We start from the raw sequence: 21515 nt of genomic DNA on the forward strand, positions 1-21515 counted from the left end.
AAATCAACAAAGAATGTTCTCGGTCGGGAACATTCTTTGTTTAAATTCGATTACATGTATATACATTTAATATTATGAAGACAATAAAAGAAATACATAAAGCGAGTTACCATCCCATCGCAGATTTGATCACCTACAATCCGCTGCCCTCACCAAAACTTAGGCAGATAGACCCCTTTATTTTCCTCAATCATCACGGTCACCAAACCTATCCCAAAAACAACAATGGATTGCCTTTTGGGCCACATCCGCATAGAGGTATGGAAACAGTGACGTTTATTTTAGAAGGCGACATCATGCATAAAGACAGCGGTGGCCACGAATCCGTCATCAACGCGGGAGGAATTCAATGGATGACAGCAGGAAGTGGACTTATCCATGCCGAGGTCTCATCTGACAAATTCAAGAAAGAAGGTGGTGATTTAGAAATTCTTCAACTTTGGCTGAATTTACCCGCCAAGTTAAAAATGACTAAGCCAAGATACATAGGACTTCAAAAAGAAGAGATAAATCATTTTGAGCTAGAAGAAGGCAAAGTGTATGTACAGATGATTGCGGGGGATTGGGAAAATAATCAAGGTTCATTTGATACACTATGGCCAATTTCCCTTAGTACTGTTCATTTGAAAAAAGGTGGTAAAATCCAAAAGGATATACCACAGGAAGAAAATGTGTTTTTCTACATTGTGAGAGGAGAGGTGAAAATACAGGGCGAGAAAGTACCCTTTAGAAACTTGATAGAGTTCAATAATGACGGCAAGTCAGTTGCCTTTGAAGCTTCAGAAGATGCAGTAGTTATTTTGGGTCATGCCAAGCCTTTTAATGAGTCAATGGTCGCACAAGGTCCATTTGTCATGAATACCAATCAGGAGATCATGCAGGCTTACCAAGACTATCAGGAGGGTAAGTTTGGAACTTGGGAATAGAAATTGAAATTCCTCTTTTCACAATAGAAACCATTCTTAGAGGATATTTTAATCTTAGTACTCCTGGTATAAACTGATATTCGACCTGCATCATCGATTGATAAAAAAATTCATTCAATTGTAATCCCTTTATCAAAAACCTCGACAAATCGATTTTCAAATAAAAAGGCTCTCTAATAGGGAGCCTTTTTTAGATCGAGTCTATAATATCCTGTGAAATCAGCCGGTAAATTTCAGCAATCTGTTCGTTATAGTTTAAGAATTGGTGGTGAGCCTCTAAGGTATTCAGATCTTCTCTTTTTGCTGGTCCCGTTTGGGCCTTTTTTGCACCTAATTCCAAACTTTTACTTAGTGTTTCAATGATCAGTGGTTTCAGCATTTCAAAATCTAAACCCTGACGCGCCATAATTTCTTCAGATAGCCTGATCATATGGTTGGAGAAATTGCTCGCAAAAACAGCTGCTACATGCAAAGCCTTTCTATCTTTGCTTTTGACTACATACTGAAGATGAGACAACGATTTGGCTAACTTTTTAAGTTTCTGTAAAGTGGTCTGATCTTCACTTTCTAGCAGAAAAGGAACTTCTCCAAAAGAAATTTCCCGATCCTTAGAAAAAGATTGTAGCGGATAAAAAATCCCTGTGTAAGTCGCTGAACTATATCCAAGTGCTTCTATGGAAACTGATCCAGAAGTATGCAGCAAAATACTATCCTCAGGGAGGATAATTTCATCGGAAATTTCGCTGATAGCATCATCACTAACTGCAATGATGAAAATTTCGGCTATAGACTCTGTAAAATCAAGGTCAGTTTTTGATTCAGCAGTATAAAGCTTCTGTGTGATGCCCTTAATGTTTTTTTCACTCCGTCCATAGACTTCTGTGATAGTATGCCCTGCCTCTTCCAACGCGGGTGCCAAGTGCCAAGCAACATTTCCCGTTCCCAGTATGGCTATTTTAAATTTCATGGTTGAAATATAATAATATGTGGAATTCAGTCAGAGTGAACCAACCAGAATCTTAAATAGATTTAGGTGCAACCTGAAAAGGTACTCCAGTATCCTTTAATTCCTAACCCACTTCTCTGAGGACAGCTATCATTCAATATCCAGATATGGTGTGAACGGGCTCATCAAAAAGACAATGCTAACCCTTATTCCAACCCTTTATCACGCATTTTGCTAAACTCATCGTATCTTCTATAAATAGCTACACAAAAACCAATCAACATGATGATAGTCCCTATCCACAGCACATTGATTTGGGGTTTCATTATAGCCTTAAGTACGACGTAGTCTTTTTGATACCTGTTTACTTTAAAAGAGAATGTATTTGATTCAGGAGTTATATTTTCAACCTCCACTTTAACACCAAGTTCACTATCTACAGCAGGAATTTTTCCCAGCTGATTGTCTCTGATGATAAATACGGGTGAAAGCTTTTTTTCAACACCAAAATCCTGGATCACCAAGTGTGCCTTCACAGCAACATCACCTTCTTTGAGATTCACGCCAGGAAGATCAGTGACGACTTCTCCACCTTCAAACGTAGTGACAAAATCAGCTATATAGAATGTTTCTCCCGGTGAGACTTCGTAGAATTCATCCTCTCTCCACTCAGGATCATCAAAGTCGTTGAGGGCTGAAACGAAGGTATACAAATCTCTATTTAGGAATCTTCTTGAATCCGGAGAAGATATCAAGCCCATATTTTCATTGAATTGTGACATGGGGTGCAGCGTGAACTGAAATTCTTCATCCTTGAAATAATCGATTCTAAAGTAATCATTCTCTTCCAAGACTATAGATACGACATCGCCCTTACTATGGTATGTCCTACCTCTGACCACTATATCATCCAATGCAATTGCTTCGTTGACATTGCCAGTAGCTTCCAATAAGTTGACACTTACGTGACCTGGCACTCCCACAAGTTTTTTATGCCTTCCTTTATAGACAGCAGTATATTCTTTGATTTGGGTCGGTTTATTGATCCAAAGCAAAACATGCTCTTTGTTAAGTTCATCTTCCCAGCTATTAGAATACGTCAATCCTGACATATTATAGGATATGATTTCAGAATATCCGGATGAAAACATTACCCCTATCAAAATCAACCCCAAACCTATGTGAGCCAAAGAACCACCCGTTAATTTGAAAGTAGATTTTCTCACTAATTGGAATAGTATAGTGGAATTGGCTACAATGGTAAAGGTGGCTGCCAGTACCAGAATCATATAACTCAGGTCAAATACTTTCCCCCAAACAATGATAACAGCTGAGAGCAACACAGAAATGATATACGGTGTCACCAATGTCTCTCTTAGCTTTTTAGAATCCATTTTATTCCACCAGAAAAACTGACCTACAGCAGTAAGCAAAGCCAAAACAACCGCAAACCAAAGTTGGAATTTTGTGTAAAACCCAACTTGATCAGCAGGTGGAGCCATATTTGAAATCCCACCAAACATTTCTACAATTGCATTCCAAACAGGAATAGAGGTAGGAAGAATTACCTGAAAAGCCATCAAACCTAAAGTAGTGGCTCCGATAAAAATCCAGAATTCTCTTGAATAAACAGATGCTTCCTTTTCTGAGGTGGGTATATGCTTCCAGTTTTTGGCAGCTAAAAATACTGCTACAAACAAGAAGAATAACATGTATATCAACAATTGTCCAGAAAGACCCAAATCGGTAAAAGAATGAACTGAAGAGTCCCCCAACACGCCACTTCTTACAAGGAAGGTAGCATACAATACCAAAATAAAGGAGGCTATCACCAGTACAATTGAAGTTTTCAAAGCTGTACTACTTTTCTTAAAAGTAATCATGGTGTGTATTGCAGCAACCATGATAAGCCAAGGTACATACACGGCATTTTCTACAGGATCCCAATTCCAGTATCCTCCGAAATTAAGTGTTACGTAAGCCCAATAAGCACCCATGATAATCCCCATTCCTAAAATCATGGCAGAAAACTGCGCCCATGGAAGTGCCGGTCTTACCCATTCTGAATACTTTTTGGTCCACAAACCTCCCATTAAAAAGGCAAATGGAACCAAAGTAGAAGCGTAACCTAGGAATAGAGTTGGAGGATGAATAACCATCCAAATATTCTGAAGCAATGGATTCAAACCTGTTCCATCTTCTGGGACAAAATCAGGGTTGATCGAAAATATTGGTGCAGAGACAGCATCCCTTAGCAACATAAATGGAGAACTTCCGATTTTTAAGTCTCCAATAACCACTCCTAGAATCATGGAAACCAAAAATGCCTGTACCAATGCGAAAACGAGCATCACTGGGCCTTCCCAGAATTTATTAGTGTGAATCAAAACCAATCCCAAGACCACATTCCAAACTATCCATAAAATGAATGCGCCCTCTTGACCTTCCCAGAAGCTAGACACCATGTAGTGTACCGGCAAAGCCATGCTGGAATGGGAGTATGCATAAAAGTACTCGAACCTGTGGTTATAAATAATCTCAAAAAGCGTAATGGCAATGGCGATACTTGCTGCAGCATGAACATAAAAGGCTATCCTACTGAATTTTCTCCAGTTGGGCTTCTCAAGCTCAGAAACAACAGTATACTGGTAATATGCATATGCGGCTACGAGTGCACTTACAAAAGCTAGGATTGCAGAAAAGTGCCCTAAATTACCGATAAAGGTATTGATCATGGATTCTTAAATCAGGTGGGTAAATTAAATGCCAGCATTGCTGACTTCAGTTTCTTGGTATTTGGACGGACACTTCATGAGGATTTTATCAGCTACGAATAAGTCCTCTGTTTTGTAGGATCCTATAACCACTACTTGTTCTGCTCGTGCAAAATCAGCCGGTACAGGTTCATTATAAAAAACTCTTTGGGCAGTTCCATCTGCATCTACCATCATAAAATAAAAAGAAGTTTTATCATCATTGACTTCAATCCCTTCCACTATACCCGATACACTTTTCTTCAACTCTCCTACCACGTGAATCGGCTTTTCTTCGCCTTTCATTTTCATTGCTTTGGCTGTTTGAAAGCTCTCATATGTACTCGCATCACCTATTGAGGTGATGATGATGACGATTGCCACTGCAATGATGCCCAGTCCTATTAGATGCCCTTTTTTCATGATATTTTGTTTTAATACCCTTTTACGGGAAAATATGAATATCGTTAAATGACTTTTGTCATGAATCTTCTTTTATCAACTTTTCAAGCTTTGATACTTTGCGGTCAGTGTTGATCACATAAACTGTAATTCCTGCAAAGATCAATACAATCACACCTACCAAGACGTATATTTTCCCTTCGGAACGCATTACATCTGCCATCTCAACCCTGGAATTACTGTAATCGTCTTCTGTGATTGCAATCTTTTCTTGTGCTACGGCCTGAAAGCTAAATGCCATCAGGAATATGATTATCCATTTTTTCATCAATTCTCTCTAAATGCTATGAAACCTGATTGATCAATTTATCTTCTACTTTCCTTTCTATTCTCCTCAACCTAACACGGACATTTGCCATCCAAGCGCCTAATAATGTCCAACCAATAATGGCTGGATAAAAAACTAGTCTCAATTTACTGTCAAGGTCATAGGCATTAAAACCTGGATTACCTCCATTGCCAGGATGAAGGCTATCTGTCAATCTTGGCAAGACAAATATCAAGGGAATAAATGCAGCAAAAGCAAATATGTTGTAGACTGCTCCTATTCTTGCTCGCTGATGCACATCTGTGAGGGAATTTCTCAAAATGAGATAGGCAAAATACATCAGCAAACCTATAGCAGAGCCATTTTGCTTTGGATCTCCACTCCAATAATCACCCCATGTGAATTTTGCCCAGAGCATACCAGTTACAATTCCCAACACACCAAATAAGATGGCAGCATTGGTAAACTCGATAGCCATGTCGTCGTGCTTGATGTCACTTGTGCGTAAATACTTCACACTGTATACTACAGCTACGACCAACATAATGATCATACCAAACCACATAGTTACATGAAAATGTAAGGCCCGGATAGTTTCATTGAGAATGGGTAATCTCGGTACGTCTAAGAGGAGTCCGGCAATGAGTGTGTACAGTAACAGCCCTATTGTCAGAATTTTCCACCAGCTTGCTCTCATCTTTGTGGTTTTGCTAATTTAAGCGCAAAAATAAGGCATAAGTTCCTGATTCCTGTGCTTTTTGTAACATAAGTTGACCAACACTACTAGAGTAGATGGAAACTATATCAAAAGCGAAATCAATTGGGCAGCTTGATTTTGACTTACTCTTTTAATGGAACAGACTTTCCTATTTCAAACAGGCCTTTTATAAAAATTTCATTTTGATAACAGTACAAGTACCAAAGTCTTAAGTTAATCCGCTGTCAATCATAAATATTTGTAAGTGACGCTGTTTTCCAGCACAAAAATGACAAGACCCAAATCTCTTGATCTTAAAAAATATTCAATGCCACATTATTTTTTTCAAAACTCAGTCCTGATCCTCAAATATTCACACTAATCTCTTAAATTTCTCAACTCACTCCTTTTCTAAAATATGTTTTACGATATGTTCAGCGTGCACTATAGAGTTTTCAATGAAAAATTCCCTTGTATTTAATCCTCCACACACCACCCCCGCAAGATAAACTCCTGAAATGTTGGATTCCTGATTGGTTTGGTCGTAACAAGGTTGCCGCTTTTCATCAAGACTTAACTCTACTCCCAACTGTTTCAATAGTGCAAAATTGGGAACATACCCAGTCATGGCCAGCACAAAATCATTGTCAACCGTCACTTCTCCATCCGGCGTACTGATGACAACTTCTTTCTCTCTGATTTCTTTTACAAGCGAATTGTTGAATGCCTTGATCGATCCTTCTTTGATTCGATTCTCTATATCTGGCTTGACCCAATACTTTACATTTGGATCTACACCGTTTTCCTTGAGCACCATGGTAACATTAGCTCCCTTCCTCCATGTCTCCAAGGCTACATCTACAGCTGAATTCCCGCCTCCTACAACGAGCACTTTTTGCCCTATGTAAGGCCAAGGTTCTTTGTAGTAATGAGTCACCTTTGGAAGGTCTTCACCCGGCACTTTCATCAAGTTGGGTAAGTCATAGAAACCTGTGGACATGATGACGTTTTTTGTCTTGTATTTATCTTTGGAAGTTTGGATTTCAAAAAAATCTTCTCCTTTGTCAAGGGTTTTCACTTCCTCATAAAGGTTTACCTTAAGTTTCCATGTATTTGCAACTCTTCGATAATATTCCAGGGCCTCTGTTCGGGTTGGTTTGTGGGAAATGGACATAAATGGAATTCCTCCCATTTCGAGTTTTTCAGAAGTAGAGAAAAAAGTCATATTTAGAGGGTAATTGTAAAGAGAATTTGTCAAAACACCTTTCTCGACAATTACATACTTCAAACCTACTTTTTCACATTCAATACCGCAAGCAAGACCTATTGGTCCTCCGCCCACTATAAAAACGTCTAAAACCTCTTGTTTTTCCATGTTTAGCTAACAGGACTATCCTGCATTCTGTTCCACCTTACCCTGTATTTTAAAATTGACTTGGCTGTCCGAATGTGTCCCATTGACCTGATCAAAAACACGCTCCATCATTTCAACTTCACCATTTTCTTTCCAGAGTAGAGCCGTACTGTTTACCGTTCCGTAGTAATTTCCCACATTGATAAATTGGGCAGATAGTAAAATTTCCTGTTCTGGTGTAGCTCCTGTATCAGGAAGTCGATCAGGTGATTCTGTTTCTTTGGAATGCTGCCCCTTCATCAGTGATTCAAGCTGGAAATCTCCCGCTTCAATATGTTCTTTCAAACTTTCTCTTGCCTTTACAAGCTTACGCCAAGGTGTTTCCAAGAGCGCATTGCTCAAGCCGTAAGTTCCAGGTTCAAGCTTCCGAATTCCTTCTGCGGATTTGTTGGAAAGGTAAAACAGGTTTTCATGATCGCCGACCAATAGGTTGAAACCATCATATTGGTGCATTTCTGCCTCTAATTTTTTCAGATAATCATGAGGACTGATAGCTCCTTCAAGAAAATTCTTCACCAAATCACCTCTTGATTTTTCGTACTTCTTCAGGTTTTTCAGGTCTCTGTAATTGGTCAGAGCGGCAAATCGTCCCTTAGGATTCATTCCTAACCAAGTCCCACCTGCCCGTAAGTCTTTTCCTGCATAGATGCCTGAATCCCACTGATGAAGCTGTTGGGAAGGTCTTTCGAAAAATTCATCCCTATTGGCTACTAAGATTAATTTGTAGCGCGGGTGGTTATTCCAATTAAAAGCTAGTAAACACATAGGCGCAAAATAATAAAAAGGCCGAAATGTTTCGGCCTTAATTTTTACTTTCAAACTTTTTCTTCTTGTAAGCTGGGGTAGTCAGTAAAACCCTTTTCTCCCGGTGTATAAAATGTATCCGTATCCCAAGAGGAAAGCTTTGCATGTTGCGCAAACCTTTCTACCAAGTCGGGATTTGAAATATATGGCTTGCCATAAGCAACTGCATCTGCCAAACCCTCCAAGATATATTTGTTGCCTTTTTCTTGATCAAAATCTGCGTTGATGATCAAGACATCCTTATACATGGGTCTGTATCTCTTGGCGATTTGAGTTTCAGCATAGGGGATTCCAGAAACATCGTTAAAAGGCTCTGAAAGATGCAGGTACGCCAAGTTGTATACATTCAATTTTTCTACGATGTAGTCAAATGTTGGAATAGTCTCTTCATCCATAGTCATCCCAAAAATTCCGTGAAGTGAAGGATTGAGCCTCAAACCAATTCTATTTTCGGGAATTTCCTGCTTGATTGCATCTATGATTTCAAATAAAATCTTGGCTCTGTTTTCTATAGAACCTCCGTAACCATCGGTTCTTGAATTAGACGTTCTACTGAAAAACTGGTGAAGAAGGTAACCATTGGAAGAATGGATTTCAACTCCATCAAAACCAGCCGCCCAAGCATTTTTGGCGGCATTTCTAAAATCCAAAACAGTTTGCTGGATCTCCTCTAAGGTCATTTCTTTTGGAGTGACAGTCTCTTTGAAGCCCTTGGGAGTAAAAGATTTTGACATAGGATTGATAGCTGAAGGTGCATGAGGCAATTCCCCATTATGGAAATCAGGGTGTGATATCCGTCCCACATGCCACAGTTGAATAAAAATCTTTCCACCTGCATCATGTACTGCCTTGGTAACATTTTTCCATCCTTCTACCTGTGCTTGAGAATAAATGCCAGGGGTATTGATATATCCAACAGCTTTCTTTGATACTTGAGAACCTTCTGTGATAATCAATCCAGCAGATGCTCTCTGTCTATAATACTCAGCATGTATGGCAGTAGGTGCATTTTCAGGATTGTCTGCCCGGCTTCGTGTCATCGGAGCCATAATGACGCGATTTTGTAATTCCAAATCACCTAAAGTCAATTTTTGCAATAACGGTTGTTTACTCATAATAATAGTTGGTTGTTAAAATTCATGTATATACAACTATTGAGAAAAGGGGATAGTTCAACTGATGGGAATTAAGTCAGCATTCCATTGAATTCTCTTTAAAATGCCTCCGGATCAAATTCCCAAAACTCAGTTCTTGGGTTGATCGCAAATGACCTTAAAAAATAAATCAAACCATCCTTGGCATAAGCGCCTGCAACTACTCCACGGACATCGCCTGCGAAGTTTTGTTTTCTCCCCCAGTCCAGTGTTTCCAAATCTAACTCCCACATTTCTCTGGCATTATTGTATAAACCAATAAATACCTTATGCCCCATGACCAACGCAAAACCGCCAGAGTCTGAAACAGCCTCAACCATGGGAGATGGGTATATGGAAATAGCAGAAGACTGGGCAGTGAAAGGATTATACTGAAAAAGATTCTTGTCACGGTCTATCCAATAGAGATCATCGTTGTATACAAAGTGGACCATCCCCTTGTCAACATTCGATGGTAAATTGGGTCTGATTTCCCATGAATCGGTTGCCGGATCAAACCTGTATACCTGTGAACCAACTCCCAAAGTTCCTCCTGCAATGTAAAATTGACCTTGAATCTCAAAACCGAATCCATCAGCCATATTGATGGGAGGGGAAGGTATTTCCTGAAAATCGTCACCATCGAAATACCAGTAATTGTCATTGGGTATTTGTGGGCCAGAAACAGTATTTTGATAAATACCTCCTCCAACAAAGCCAGTATGCGAATCTGAGGCTCTCCTTTGCATTCTTGCTTCAAACCCTGTTTCCAGCCACTTCCCTTTTCCAAAATCATATTCCCACACAAGATTTTCATATCCCAATATTCCGTTAGTAGTACGGTTACTTCTATCTCTGCCCATTCCCACAAAAAACCTGTCTTCACGCTGGAAATAGATATTTTCTATAATTGAAAACCCTTCCAAAGCATCCTCCTCCAAAAGGGTGTATTTCCCTACAGCATACCTGAATGGTGTCTCTACTAAAAGCTCTACCCCACTTGTCACCACCCTAATCTGCTCCGAAATACTTGTAGCAATAGGTGGAACAGTTACCCTTACCTGAAAACCAAAAATCACCTCCCTAACTACCGCTTCCCGGTCTCCAAAAAACACCCTGGTATCATCAGCCAAGTTGACTCCTGTAATGGTGATCTCTCCTCCTCCAAATTGGACCAAAGGCTCAAACCTGAGAATAGACGGATTGAGTGTTTCAAAGCTCAAAACATTGCCAAAAATCAATTCTCCATTTCTGACTACAAACGCTTTTACAAAGTAGTTTCTCCCCAATTGTAGACCACTTACTTCCCCTACAAATCTCCCTGGTCTTTCCGTGGCTCCAAGTGAAACCACCATTGGTTCCAAAAAACTCTCTTCTTCAGCGAAATAGAACCCATGATCCTCCACAGGAATATTTTCGAAAGCAACGATTCTACCCATTACTATTGCGCGCTCCCCACTGACATTGACAATTTCTTCTGTCAAAAGATTGAGTGTCCCCACTTCTTCGATTTCACAGGAAATAGATAGGAGTGAACTTAAAACCAACATCAAGTAAGCTATCTTTTTCATTTTTTTCAATTCAATTTGGCTTCCAGTCCGCTGGGATTGCGGTTGGATCATTTGGTTTGGTGATACCGATCCCGACGACATAAGACCTGCAGTCTGTCGGGAAGAGCGTTTGGGGCCTAAACAAAAATTCAAGTCTGTCAGGATGAATATAGGTTTCCAGTTCAATCTCATCAGAAGCAAAAAAGAATCCCAACGGCTGATCATCAGGTTCATCTAAGCTAATCAAATTTCCCCTGATATTGGCTGGAGGAGGATCAAACACAGTCCCCGTAAGACTGAGCTGCTGGCCTACCAATTTCAAATGGCGGTAAGCTTCCTGCGAAACGGAAAGATGCTGGATTTTAGCTTTGTAAATCCCTTTAAAGCGCAATCCATTGTCTTTGATATAGGCAATAGGCATATTTTGGTAAACTCCGTTGAAATCAGAATCTTCAGCAGTATTCACATTTGGAGGACTTGGCCTTTCGCTGTAATAGCAAACTCTGCAACAATCCAATGGGTTAGGGCATCTCGGGCATGTAGGGTGAAAAGGGCTATTCAAGTTCAGTTCGGGTTCAGCTATCATTTGAAAGTCTGATACCTGCATGTTCCAGAAGTAAAAGTTTCTTTCATCTGGAGGATCTTGAAAATGAGCAAAAATCCTGACTCCTACCTCATCGATCATGGCATTGGAGGTAGCTGTTTTTACTGACCTATATGACAGTGAGTCCACAATTGGTGCGGCCACAACAATTTCAGGCCTCGAAATAAACCTTTTGCCATTATTCAGCAATATTTCCAAATTATAGGACCTGCCTATTTTCGCAGCAAAATCCTCGTGGGTAAGGTATACACCAGCTGTAGTTTCCGTAAGTACTTCCACGTTTCCCAAGTCATCTTTGATCAACACTTTCGCCAAAGTTTCAGGACGGTTGAGTCCATTAAAATCCGGAGAGAAACGATCTACCCTAGACAACCTTATTCTGTGTGCTTTTGGTAAGGTGGTGATAAATCCCTCCATGCCCAATGACCATTCCGGTCTTTCACTTTCAAAATGATAAGGATCAATACAGGTACTGAAAAGTAACCCAACCAAAAAGGTCAATATAAAGGCTGAATAATTTTTCATCAGTTTCTTGGTGGATTCCAGTCAGCAGGTGGTGTGGTGGGTAACAGTGGCGCGATATACTGGGTTCTAGGGTCTTGATATAAATAATGTATACAACAGCTCAAAATAAGAGATTGAGGTGTTTTATAAAATTCCAACTTATCCCTTTGGATATAAAGCTGGACAGCCTCTACATCTGCCGCAAAAAACTGGCCCAATACCAATTCATCAGGATCATCCAAACAGATCATATTGCCTCGAATATTGGCTGGAGGCGGGTCAAATACAGAACCTGTCAGTCTCAATTGTTGATCTACTAATTGAAGGTAAAGCTGGGTTTCCTGCGATACAGACATGTGCTGTAATTCCAATCGATATGTATCCTTAAATCTCGTCCCATTATCAAACACATATGCAATCACCCTGCTTTGAAATAAACCATCGAAATCAGTGTCGGCAATTGTAAAGATATTCCCGGGTTTTGGAAGATCGGTATGGTAGCAGATTCTTTCACAGCAAGGTGGACAAGTAGGCATACCAGGAGGACCTGAATGTCCTAAATCAGGCTCAGATACAAGTACAAAGTTTGATTCCAAGGTTCTCCAAAAATAAAAATTTTCCTCTCCTTCAGGATCTTGAAAATGTCCCAATACTTCTACACCATACTCATCATTGAGTCGGTCGGTTCCAGGTGTCCTGACAGCTCTGTAAGTCACCGAGTCAAGTTTCGGAACCTCTTTCACCAATTCAGGTCTAGAAATATAGCGTTTCTTATCCTGAGTGATAATTTCTAAATTATAACTCCTTCCAAGCTCCGCAGCAAATATTTCTTCAGTCAAATACTGCCCTCTTTCCTCCTGTTCCACCAATCTGAAAACCCTACCCAAATCATCTTTGATCAACACCTTGGCCAAACCCTCTGGTTTATTGACACCTACATAATCTGGCCCGAAAACCTCGGCCCTGCGCAAACGGATTTCTTGATGTCCAGGAATGGTAGTGATATAGCCTTCTACGACTAGTGCCCGTTCTTCTAATTCGGCATTGAAACCATAGGGATCAATGCAGGAAAATGCTGAAAATATAAGGAGCCAAAAGAATTTTTTCATCAGGACTAGAGGATTGTTCACTGAGCAATATAATAATTCTTTCAAAAACTATTTTTTTTTCTAATGAGCTCTTCCTCAATAAATAAAAGTAATATAAAATCAATGTTTGATTAAAATAGGTCCAGCTAAACCCGTTAATTATCAGCAAGATTTTGCTAATTTTTACAAATACTACGAAAATAATCGTACAAACTATTGCATTGAATTTCAGAATATATAACTTTGTACGAAATGAATCGTATTAACCTCTATGAATAATAAACCTACTGAATCTGAACTGGAAATTTTGTCCCTACTTTGGCAACTTAAAAAAGCCACTGTCAGGGAAATCCATGAAAGACTCTCCGAAAACAAAGACACCGGTTATACCACCACCCTGAAGCTGATGCAAATTATGCACGCCAAGGGTTTGGTCTCAAGGGACGAAGCAAGCAGGACGCATATTTACTATCCCTCTGTAGATGAAAAAGCCACTCAGAAAGGGCTGGTCAACAACTTTATGAATGCAGCATTCGGCGGCTCTGCCAAAAACCTGGTCATGCAGGCTTTGGGTCAGGGCAACCCCTCAAAGGAAGAAATAGATGAAATCCGCGCTTTTCTCGACCAACTTGAAAATGAAAAATAATGGAATGGTTAAACCAACTCTTCGCTGAGAATTACCTTTATGCTTTAGGCTGGATGTTGATTCATGCGCTTTGGCAAATTGCCGGAATAGGCCTCCTCCTTTGGTTGATGCTGAAAATATTCTCATCAAAAAGTCCCGGCTTCAAGTATAGACTTTCCTTTGCAGCCCTACTCCTGATTCCTTTGCTTGGTTCCGGCACATTTTTCTTTCACCTCGAAACCACAACACAGGCTGACACAGACATTTCAGTAACTGTGGTGTCAGAGGCAATGCTCGGACAACAAACTCAGGAGTTTGGATCGCTGCAGACACCTATCCTATCTTGGAGAAATGAAATAGAAAAACATATCCCTTCTTTGGTAAATATTTGGTCTATCGGTGTCATTTTGTTTATGATAAGACTGGCAAGCAGCCTAGCTGATATCCGTCAACTCCATCAAAAAAAGCATTTTCCATTGGAAGAAGGGATAAAGCAGTTTGGATTAGAAAAGTGTCGCCAATTGGGAATCCGTCATGCAGTGCAAATACTACAAAGCACATCCTTAGACATGCCCATAACTTATGGGATTTTGAAACCAGTGGTACTGGTTCCAACTAGCCTACTATTGCACATCAGCCCAGCACAATTGGAGGCTATAATCGCACATGAATTGGCACATATCAAAAGATATGATTACGCCTTCAACCTGATACAGCGCATAACTGAAGTGGTTTACTTTTTTCACCCTGCGTTTTGGTGGATCAATTCCGAAATCCGAAAATACCGTGAAATGGCCTGTGATGAAATTGCCGTCTCCTCCGGAATTGCACCCACAGACTTGGCGTATGGCTTGGCCACTGTATTGAACCACGCCCAAAAGCAAATACCTGAAATGGCCATGGCTGCAAGCAAAAAGTCAACACCAACCCTGGATAGGATTAAAAGGATTATGGGCATTAAAACAGATACAACTCAACCAACTACATTAACCAGCATCACTATGATACTTACACTACTGATCGGTGCCACCTTAATGGTCAGCGCTGAAAGAGAGCCCCAATCCATGGAGTTCGACCAGGAAAAAGCGGGAATTGCAAGCCAAGATCTAGATCTGATTCCTTCGGACACTACCAAAAATGAGAAAAATATCATCACCGAAGAGGGAGTCATCATAAGAATAGATGACAATGGAAATCTCGCCATTATAGATACCACAAAAAACAAACGTAGCGAAAAGCTTCATTTAGATTCTTTGTTTGCTGAAAAGCACCAACTGTCGCCCGAAGAATGGGAAAGAATCCAAAAAAGCTTCAAAAAACAAGAAGACTGGCATATCGCATTCAAAGATCTTGATTTTGAATTCAAGGCCTTCAGCAATATGCCAATGTTGAAGTTGGATGAAATGCCACGAATTGATTTTGGCACACCTCCACATATAGAAATAGATCCTGAAGTATGGGAAAAGATAGTTCCTGGACCTGAGTTTTTCGAAAATCTACCCAAATTTGATTGGCATTCAGACTCCACTCAAAGTAGGTACAGAATGCCTGTATTCCCTTTCAGCATGGATTCAACCAAGATGGACAGGGAGCAACTCGAAATCTTCAAAAGAGAATTGAAAGAATCTACAGCGGCAATTAGGCAAGAAATCCAAGCCCAACAAATGCAACGAAAAGCAGAGCAAGCTGAAAGGATTTTTGAAATGAAAGAAAAACAAAAAGAATGGAGCGAAGCTTACAAGTCTCAAATGCAGGAATGGACTGAACAAAATCAGCCAAGAATAGAGGAATTTAAACTCAAAATGCAAGAGTGGAAAGAAGCTAACGAACCACAGTTGGAGGCCTTCAAAAAAGAAATGGAAGCTTGGCAAATGGAACATCAAGAGGAATTACAAGTCCTGAAGGAGCAATTGAAAGAGATGCAGCTTCAATTAAAAGAGAATCTGAACAAGATGAAAGAAATTGAAGACTAACCCGTTTTTTTAGACCTGCCACGTTTTGAATACCTGGCAGGTCTTTCTTATTCAATTCAAGAAGCGCTATCCAGAAGATATTGCCTAAACTGACTATAATCATTGGCTAAAGATTCAGCCTTTTTCTCTCCTTTCATAAAAGCCTTTAACCTTTCTGGCAATTCCAATTCCAGACCCAAAACCCTATCTACCACTGATTTGAATTTTCCTGGATGGGCTGTTTCTAAAAATATTCCTATGAACTCATTGGGATGTATTTTGAGGAAATTTCTCAGCCCAAGATATCCCACTGCTCCATGCGGATCCATGGTGTAGCCACTGGCATTCTTTACATCTTGCATGGCACGAGCTGTATCCTCATCATCAAAATAAAACCCTTTTACTTTGTCTCTAAGCTCATTTTCATCATTGCCATAAAGTGCAAGAAGCCTGAAGAAATTACTTGGATTACCTACGTCCATGGAGTTACTGATAGTAGGCATAGAGGATTTAGCTTGAAACACACTGCCTAAAAGAAAGTCAGGCACCACCTTATTGACATTTGTGGCTGCAATAAACACATCTATAGGCAAGCCCATTTGTTGTGCCAAAATCCCTGCCCCCAAATTCCCGAAATTCCCACTTGGAACAGAGACAGCCAATTTTTTACCTAATTGAGGCAATTTGGCAAAAGCATAAAAGTAGTATAAGCATTGCGGAATCCACCTGGCCACATTGATACTATTGGCAGAAGTCAATAGCATTTTTTCGTTGAGTTCGGGATCCAAAAAGGCTTCTTTGACCATTTTCTGGCAATCATCAAAAACGCCATCAACCTCCAAGCAAGAGATATTTTCTCCCAGAGTGGTAAATTGCATTTCCTGTAAGGAAGATACTTTGCCTTTTGGATATAAAATATGTACCTCCACTCCCGGCACCTTGTAGAACCCATTTGCCACTGCACTACCTGTGTCACCTGATGTAGCTACCAATACCCGAACTTTTCTTTTCTCCCCTTCCATCAACATGGACATCAGCTTGGAGCAAAACCTGGCTCCAAAATCCTTGAATGCCAATGTAGGTCCATGAAACAATTCAAGGCTGTAAATCCCCTCCTCCACTTTGACCAAAGGCGCATCAAATGCCAAGGTATGATCTACCAATTCCTTGATTTGGTCTTTCTCCAAATCTTCTCCAAACAACTCCCCAATGACTTCATAGCCAATTTCCTGAAAAGTAAGATTCGGAAGTCTCTTGAAAAATGAATCTGAAAGTACAGGAATACTTTCAGGCATATAAAGACCTTGATCTGGAGCTAGCCCCTTAATTACCGCTTCTTTTAAAGAAACCCTATGTTCAGGATTATTGGTGCTGTAAAAATCCATACTGTTTTTTTATAATCTGTTATTTAAATCTCTTTCAATTTCACTCAAGAACATAAGCTCCTTTATCATTGACTTCTGAAATGTAAACATCAACATCAAGTCCCATTTTTTCGAAAATCTGTTCAGATACCTTCCCCGCCATGATGGCTATTTCTTTGTCAGGGGACAGCACAAAAATAGTGGGGCCAGAACCTGAAATCCCGGAACCCAGCGCTCCGATGGATTGGATACTTTCCCGCAATTCGTAAAAGCCGGGAATCAACAATGCCCTGGAAGGCTCCGCAATCACATCTTTCAATGATCGGCTGATTAATTGGAAATCCTGCAAAAACAACCCTGCTATCAATCCGGCAATATTCCCTGATTGAACGGTAGAATCTTTGAGCGAAATTTGCTTTTTCAGAACTGATCGGGAATCTGCTGTATTCAGTTCCAAATGCGGATGGAGCAAAGTACAATGCAAACCCAAAGGAACAGGAAGTTTGATCAAGTCTAATGGATTATAATCCCTTATCAATACAAATCCGCCCATCAATGAAGGAGCTACATTATCAGCATGCCCAGCGCCGCAAGCTATTTTTTCCGCTTCCATGGCAAACGGCACCAATTCCTCTTTGGAAAATGGCGTACCCAAAAGGGTGTTTGCCGCAACCAGAGCAGCGGCGGCACTAGCGGCAGAGGACCCCATGCCAGAACCCAATGGCAACCCCTTTTCCAAGTAAATATCCATCCCTTGATCCGAGCCTAAATGATCCAACATGGCCCTTATCGCCACGGAACAAGTGTTTTTTTTGGCTTCAAATGGCAACTTCCCTCCGTCTCCCTGAATATCCGCCAACTTCAACTCTTGCGTGTCATTCAATGCTACTGTGACTCTGTCACCTAGTTGATCGATCGCAAAACCTAAAATATCAAAGCCGCAAGAGACATTGGCGACTGTAGCTGGAGCAAAAGCGGTTATTTTTTTCATCTTACCTGGAGTAATTACCTAACCTGATTACATCTGCAAAAACACCAGCAGCTGTCACGTCTGCACCTGCACCTGGTCCTCTGATGATCATTGGAAAATCATGATACCTTTCGGTGGTAAACAAGATCATATTGTCACTCCCCTTCAAAGAATAGAAAGGATGAGAAGCATCTAGAGAATTTAATCCAACTTTCGCTTTTCCATTTTCCAATGTGGCCATAAAGCGTAGTTTTTCTCCTTTGGCCTTGGCTTCTTCCAAAAGCTTTTCGAATGAATCATCATGGGTTTTTAGCTGTTCAAAAAAAGCTTCCACCTCCTCTAAATCCACACAGTCTTCTGGAACCATACTTTGGATGCTGATGTCATCAAAGTGCAAATCCTGCTCTGCCTCACGCCCTAGAATCAATATTTTCCTTCCAACATCCATACCACTTAAGTCATCTCTCGGGTCAGGTTCGGTATATCCTTTTTCCTTAGCCTGACGAACAACCTCGCTAAATGAAAGACCGTTTTCAAATTCTGAAAAAATATAATTCATAGAACCACTCAATACAGCCTCAATCCTTATGACCTTATCTCCACTCAACATCAAATCCTGCAAAGTACTGATAACTGGTAAGCCTGCTGCCACGTTGGTTTCATATAAAAACTTAACTCCACGCTTATAAGCCAGTTTTTTCAATTCCTTATATTTCTCAAGTGAGCTGGAGTTGGCTTTTTTATTTGGGGTGACTATGGCTATTTTGGCTTCCAAAATCCTGTCATACACATCTGCCACAGTTTGACTTGCCGTACAGTCCACAAAAACGGTATTGGAGAAATTCATTTCCTCCATTTGTTGTAGAAATTTATCGATATCCATTTTCTGGGCACCTTCGGCATCCTCTGGAGCAGGACAATTTTTCAAATCAAACCCGTCCTCATGAAAAGCCATAAACCTACTATTGGCTATACCATGAATCTGAATATCCAAATCATTTTCTCTCTGAAGCTTTTCCCTTTGGTTGGAAATCATTTTGGTAAGTGCTTTGCCTATTAGCCCCACACCTACTAAGAACAGGTGGAGGACTTTATTATCTGAAAGGAAAAATGCCTCATGTAAGGCGTTGAGTGCCTTTTGAAGATCAGCTTGAGAAACCACCGCAGAAATATTCAATTCGGAACTTCCTTGTGCGATGGCATATACATTGACATTGTTTTGTCCCAGAGACTGAAACATCCTTCCGCTTGCCCCGGGGTTGTGTTTCATGTTTTCTCCAACTGCAGCTACAACGGCCATTTCCGAAACCACAATCACCGGATCCATTTCTCCATTTCGAATTTCGTAAATAAACTCCCCTTCAATGGCTTCTTTGGCTCTTGCTACTTCAAAAGTTTTGATGGCTACACAGATACTATGCTCAGATGAGGCCTGAGAGATCAAAATGACATTGACTCCTGCATCCCCCAAGGCTCCAAAAACCCGTCTGCTCACCCCTACTACCTCTATTAGACCGGCACCTTGAATATTAAGTAATGAAATGCCAGACATAGAAGATATGCCTTTAATGATCTTTCCATTGGGAGCATCATTATTGATGAGTGTGCCTGCATTATCCGGAGCAAAGGTGTTTTTGATAAAAACAGGAATTCCTTTTTTCATTGCCGGCTGCATGGTCGCAGGGAATATGACTTTGGCGCCAAAATGGGAAAGCTCCATTGCCTCAGCATAACTCAATTGAGGAATGGTAAAAGCGGTGTACACCAGTCTTGGATCAGAGGTCATTACCCCAGAAACGTCAGTCCAAATCTCCAATGCATCGGCATTAAGTGCAGATGCAAAAATAGCGGCTGTATAATCTGACCCACTCCTTCCAAGTGTGGTAGTTTCTCCTTTTTCAGTAGAAGCAATAAAACCAGTGATAACTTTTATGCCTTGATTCTGATGGAAGAAATCCTGAATCAAGTCATTGGTAACACTAAAATCGACTTTGGCATTCCCAAAGCGATCGTTGGTCCGAATGACACTTCTTGCATCCAAATACACCGCAGGAAATCCCTCCAGCTTGAGTAGCTCGACTAAAATGTAAGCTGACAAACGTTCCCCAAAACTCCCAACATAATCCAGCGTCCTTGGAGAACATTCTTTAATTAGAAAAATACCATGATAAAGGTCTTCCAGCTCATTGAATCTCAATTTGATATAAGTCAAAACAGGAGACTGAAGTTTAATAGGGATCATTTCCTTTACTACTTCAAAATGCCTTTCTTCCAATAGTTTGACATCATCAATGTAGGATTTATCTCCAAGTTTTGCCTTTTCCGCTGATTGAAGTAGTATTTCCGTGACTCCTCCAAAAGCTGAAAAAACAACTGCAATTTCCCCTTCTTGATTCTTTTGCTGAAGAATACTAAAGGCCTTTTTTATGTTTTTGGGATTGGCTACGGAAGAACCTCCGAATTTGATTACTTTCATGATTATGGCTTGGTGTATGATCAAATGATTAAAGAAACGCTAACCCATAGAAATGGGCCATCGTAATTGGGCTATATGAGTGGTAAAACGGGATTACCCCGTAATGGTAGTGTTTGCAAAAAAGAAGGTACCTGTCATGGACAAAGCAGAACATGACAACATTTGCATGTGGTTCATGGTGGTAAAAAAACTAACTGCCGCTAAAGAATTCATTGTTTTGTTTTTGACTTGACAATCTTACTCACAAAAAAGCGTAATCCAAAAAGGATTTATTGTTTTTTTAATTTTTAGATAGACTTATTGAGAATACATCAATAAAAATAAAGGTAATTTAGGTAGAAAATAAAAGAAAGATCCATATTTTATTTGGGAACCACTTTGATAAATTGAGATATCACACAACTAAACACAGTAACACCAAAAAAATCAAATTTTATTATTTAATTGTCAATTTTTAGTAACTTAATACGTATTAAATGTTTTAAAATAACCCTACCAATTAATTTTAACCTTATTGAACATTATGAAAAAGTTTTTCTCAATCTTAAGTTTAGTGGCAGTGCTATCGTTTGCTTCCTGCAGTTCTGTAGGCAATTTGAATCCAATGAGCTTGCTGACCGGTAACAACTGGGTACTCTCTTCCTTATTAGGAAATACATTGGATGGCTCTTTATTCTCAGGCGGCTTGCCATTTTTGAATTTCATGGACGAAGGCAGGTTGACGGGATTTACAGGATGTAACAATTTGTCGGGAAGCTTCAATATTGAAGCCGATGGTATAAATCTCGACCCTGGTGCCATGACCAAGAAAGCATGTGAAGGTGATGGTGAAAATCAGTTTCTTTCTGCCTTATCAAAAGCCAATAACTTCAAGGTGGGCAAAAACAAGCTCACCTTATTGGATGGGGCAACCGAACTTTTAGGCTTTGTCCCTCAACGGTAAGCTTTTATCAAAAACAAAAAAGCCCCTTGGACATCA

The 21515-nt window shown here is 40.2% G+C and carries 18 protein-coding genes; 4 read left to right on the forward strand and 14 right to left on the reverse strand.

The features are described from left to right. The first annotated feature begins 74 nt into the window (after window positions 1-74). Window positions 75-926, forward strand: a complete 852-nt coding sequence (locus tag CLW00_RS14970; RefSeq protein WP_106134509.1) for a pirin family protein — start codon at window positions 75-77, stop codon at window positions 924-926. A gap of 190 nt (window positions 927-1116) precedes the next feature. On the opposite strand, the gene CLW00_RS14975 is transcribed toward CLW00_RS14970, so the two are convergent. From CLW00_RS14975 to CLW00_RS15025, 11 genes are all read right to left on the reverse strand, one after another. After that, entirely contained in the window at window positions 1117-1893 is a 777-nt protein-coding gene (locus CLW00_RS14975; RefSeq protein ID WP_106134510.1) for a Rossmann-like and DUF2520 domain-containing protein, read from the reverse strand. Between the two features lie 185 nt (window positions 1894-2078). Continuing rightward, window positions 2079-4607, reverse strand: coding sequence for a cytochrome c biogenesis protein CcsA (gene ccsA, locus CLW00_RS14980; RefSeq protein ID WP_106134511.1), 2529 nt, complete (start codon window positions 4605-4607; stop codon window positions 2079-2081). 24 nt (window positions 4608-4631) lie between these two features. Continuing rightward, window positions 4632-5048 carry a cytochrome c maturation protein CcmE domain-containing protein gene (locus CLW00_RS14985; protein WP_106134512.1) on the reverse strand — a complete coding sequence of 139 codons (417 nt, stop codon included), beginning with the start codon at window positions 5046-5048 and terminating at the stop codon, window positions 4632-4634. 58 nt (window positions 5049-5106) lie between these two features. Continuing rightward, entirely contained in the window at window positions 5107-5355 is a 249-nt protein-coding gene (locus tag CLW00_RS14990) for a CcmD family protein (protein WP_211300201.1), read from the reverse strand. A gap of 16 nt (window positions 5356-5371) precedes the next feature. After that, window positions 5372-6052, reverse strand: a complete 681-nt coding sequence (gene ccsA, locus CLW00_RS14995; protein ID WP_106134513.1) for a cytochrome c biogenesis protein CcsA — start codon at window positions 6050-6052, stop codon at window positions 5372-5374. Between the two features lie 400 nt (window positions 6053-6452). Further along, a complete protein-coding gene (locus tag CLW00_RS15000; RefSeq protein ID WP_106134514.1) occupies window positions 6453-7427 on the reverse strand; it encodes a YpdA family putative bacillithiol disulfide reductase in 975 nt (324 codons plus the stop codon). A 15-nt stretch (window positions 7428-7442) separates the two neighbouring features. Continuing rightward, entirely contained in the window at window positions 7443-8231 is a 789-nt protein-coding gene (locus CLW00_RS15005) for an NRDE family protein (RefSeq protein WP_106134685.1), read from the reverse strand. Window positions 8232-8281: 50 nt separating this feature from the next. Further along, the gene (locus tag CLW00_RS15010) at window positions 8282-9385 is read right to left on the reverse strand and encodes an alkene reductase (protein WP_106134515.1); all 1104 of its coding nucleotides are present in this window, start codon (window positions 9383-9385) and stop codon (window positions 8282-8284) included. 98 nt (window positions 9386-9483) lie between these two features. Next, window positions 9484-10974, reverse strand: a complete 1491-nt coding sequence (locus CLW00_RS15015; RefSeq protein ID WP_170073227.1) for an IPT/TIG domain-containing protein — start codon at window positions 10972-10974, stop codon at window positions 9484-9486. A gap of 10 nt (window positions 10975-10984) precedes the next feature. Next, window positions 10985-12082: a DUF4249 domain-containing protein gene (locus CLW00_RS15020; protein WP_106134517.1), complete on the reverse strand. Its 1098-nt coding sequence runs from the start codon at window positions 12080-12082 to the stop codon at window positions 10985-10987. Next, on the reverse strand, window positions 12082-13170 hold the full coding sequence (locus CLW00_RS15025; RefSeq protein ID WP_245917311.1) for a DUF4249 domain-containing protein: 1089 nt from the start codon (window positions 13168-13170) through the stop codon (window positions 12082-12084). Before CLW00_RS15025 ends, CLW00_RS15020 begins: the two co-directional genes overlap by 1 nt. Window positions 13171-13420: 250 nt before the next feature. Between CLW00_RS15025 and CLW00_RS15030 the strand changes: the two genes are divergently transcribed. Beyond that, window positions 13421-13795: a BlaI/MecI/CopY family transcriptional regulator gene (locus CLW00_RS15030; RefSeq protein WP_106134518.1), complete on the forward strand. Its 375-nt coding sequence runs from the start codon at window positions 13421-13423 to the stop codon at window positions 13793-13795. Beyond that, entirely contained in the window at window positions 13795-15747 is a 1953-nt protein-coding gene (locus CLW00_RS15035; protein WP_106134519.1) for a M56 family metallopeptidase, read from the forward strand. The genes CLW00_RS15030 and CLW00_RS15035 overlap by 1 nt, the downstream gene beginning before the upstream one ends. 56 nt (window positions 15748-15803) lie before the next feature. Here the strand turns inward: CLW00_RS15035 and thrC are convergent, their stop codons facing one another. From thrC to thrA, 3 genes are read right to left on the reverse strand one after another with little or no spacing between them, the layout of a single operon-like run. Then, window positions 15804-17111, reverse strand: coding sequence for a threonine synthase (gene thrC / locus CLW00_RS15040; protein ID WP_106134520.1), 1308 nt, complete (start codon window positions 17109-17111; stop codon window positions 15804-15806). A 40-nt stretch (window positions 17112-17151) separates the two neighbouring features. Next, window positions 17152-18081, reverse strand: coding sequence for a homoserine kinase (locus CLW00_RS15045; protein ID WP_106134521.1), 930 nt, complete (start codon window positions 18079-18081; stop codon window positions 17152-17154). A 1-nt stretch (window position 18082) separates the two neighbouring features. Next, window positions 18083-20536 carry a bifunctional aspartate kinase/homoserine dehydrogenase I gene (thrA, locus tag CLW00_RS15050; protein WP_106134522.1) on the reverse strand — a complete coding sequence of 818 codons (2454 nt, stop codon included), beginning with the start codon at window positions 20534-20536 and terminating at the stop codon, window positions 18083-18085. A gap of 523 nt (window positions 20537-21059) precedes the next feature. Between thrA and CLW00_RS15055 the strand changes: the two genes are divergently transcribed. Beyond that, window positions 21060-21479 carry an META domain-containing protein gene (locus CLW00_RS15055; RefSeq protein ID WP_106134523.1) on the forward strand — a complete coding sequence of 140 codons (420 nt, stop codon included), beginning with the start codon at window positions 21060-21062 and terminating at the stop codon, window positions 21477-21479. The last annotated feature ends 36 nt before the right edge of the window (window positions 21480-21515 follow it).

Origin of the sequence: Mongoliibacter ruber (assembly GCF_003003005.1) — a bacterium.
Classification (GTDB): domain Bacteria; phylum Bacteroidota; class Bacteroidia; order Cytophagales; family Cyclobacteriaceae; genus Mongoliibacter; species Mongoliibacter ruber.

What these genes read in the sequence shown, in the direction of transcription:
- CLW00_RS14970 (WP_106134509.1), top strand. Translation starts at nt 75, where the DNA reads ATGAAGACAATAAAAGAAATACATAAAGCGAGTTACCATCCCATCGCA.
- CLW00_RS14975 (WP_106134510.1), bottom strand. Translation starts at nt 1,893, where the DNA reads ATGAAATTTAAAATAGCCATACTGGGAACGGGAAATGTTGCTTGGCAC.
- ccsA (WP_106134511.1), bottom strand. Translation starts at nt 4,607, where the DNA reads ATGATCAATACCTTTATCGGTAATTTAGGGCACTTTTCTGCAATCCTA.
- CLW00_RS14985 (WP_106134512.1), bottom strand. Translation starts at nt 5,048, where the DNA reads ATGAAAAAAGGGCATCTAATAGGACTGGGCATCATTGCAGTGGCAATC.
- CLW00_RS14990 (WP_211300201.1), bottom strand. Translation starts at nt 5,355, where the DNA reads ATGAAAAAATGGATAATCATATTCCTGATGGCATTTAGCTTTCAGGCC.
- ccsA (WP_106134513.1), bottom strand. Translation starts at nt 6,052, where the DNA reads ATGAGAGCAAGCTGGTGGAAAATTCTGACAATAGGGCTGTTACTGTAC.
- CLW00_RS15000 (WP_106134514.1), bottom strand. Translation starts at nt 7,427, where the DNA reads ATGGAAAAACAAGAGGTTTTAGACGTTTTTATAGTGGGCGGAGGACCA.
- CLW00_RS15005 (WP_106134685.1), bottom strand. Translation starts at nt 8,231, where the DNA reads ATGTGTTTACTAGCTTTTAATTGGAATAACCACCCGCGCTACAAATTA.
- CLW00_RS15010 (WP_106134515.1), bottom strand. Translation starts at nt 9,385, where the DNA reads ATGAGTAAACAACCGTTATTGCAAAAATTGACTTTAGGTGATTTGGAA.
- CLW00_RS15015 (WP_170073227.1), bottom strand. Translation starts at nt 10,974, where the DNA reads ATGAAAAAGATAGCTTACTTGATGTTGGTTTTAAGTTCACTCCTATCT.
- CLW00_RS15020 (WP_106134517.1), bottom strand. Translation starts at nt 12,082, where the DNA reads ATGAAAAATTATTCAGCCTTTATATTGACCTTTTTGGTTGGGTTACTT.
- CLW00_RS15025 (WP_245917311.1), bottom strand. Translation starts at nt 13,170, where the DNA reads ATGAAAAAATTCTTTTGGCTCCTTATATTTTCAGCATTTTCCTGCATT.
- CLW00_RS15030 (WP_106134518.1), top strand. Translation starts at nt 13,421, where the DNA reads ATGAATAATAAACCTACTGAATCTGAACTGGAAATTTTGTCCCTACTT.
- CLW00_RS15035 (WP_106134519.1), top strand. Translation starts at nt 13,795, where the DNA reads ATGGAATGGTTAAACCAACTCTTCGCTGAGAATTACCTTTATGCTTTA.
- thrC (WP_106134520.1), bottom strand. Translation starts at nt 17,111, where the DNA reads ATGGATTTTTACAGCACCAATAATCCTGAACATAGGGTTTCTTTAAAA.
- CLW00_RS15045 (WP_106134521.1), bottom strand. Translation starts at nt 18,081, where the DNA reads ATGAAAAAAATAACCGCTTTTGCTCCAGCTACAGTCGCCAATGTCTCT.
- thrA (WP_106134522.1), bottom strand. Translation starts at nt 20,536, where the DNA reads ATGAAAGTAATCAAATTCGGAGGTTCTTCCGTAGCCAATCCCAAAAAC.
- CLW00_RS15055 (WP_106134523.1), top strand. Translation starts at nt 21,060, where the DNA reads ATGAAAAAGTTTTTCTCAATCTTAAGTTTAGTGGCAGTGCTATCGTTT.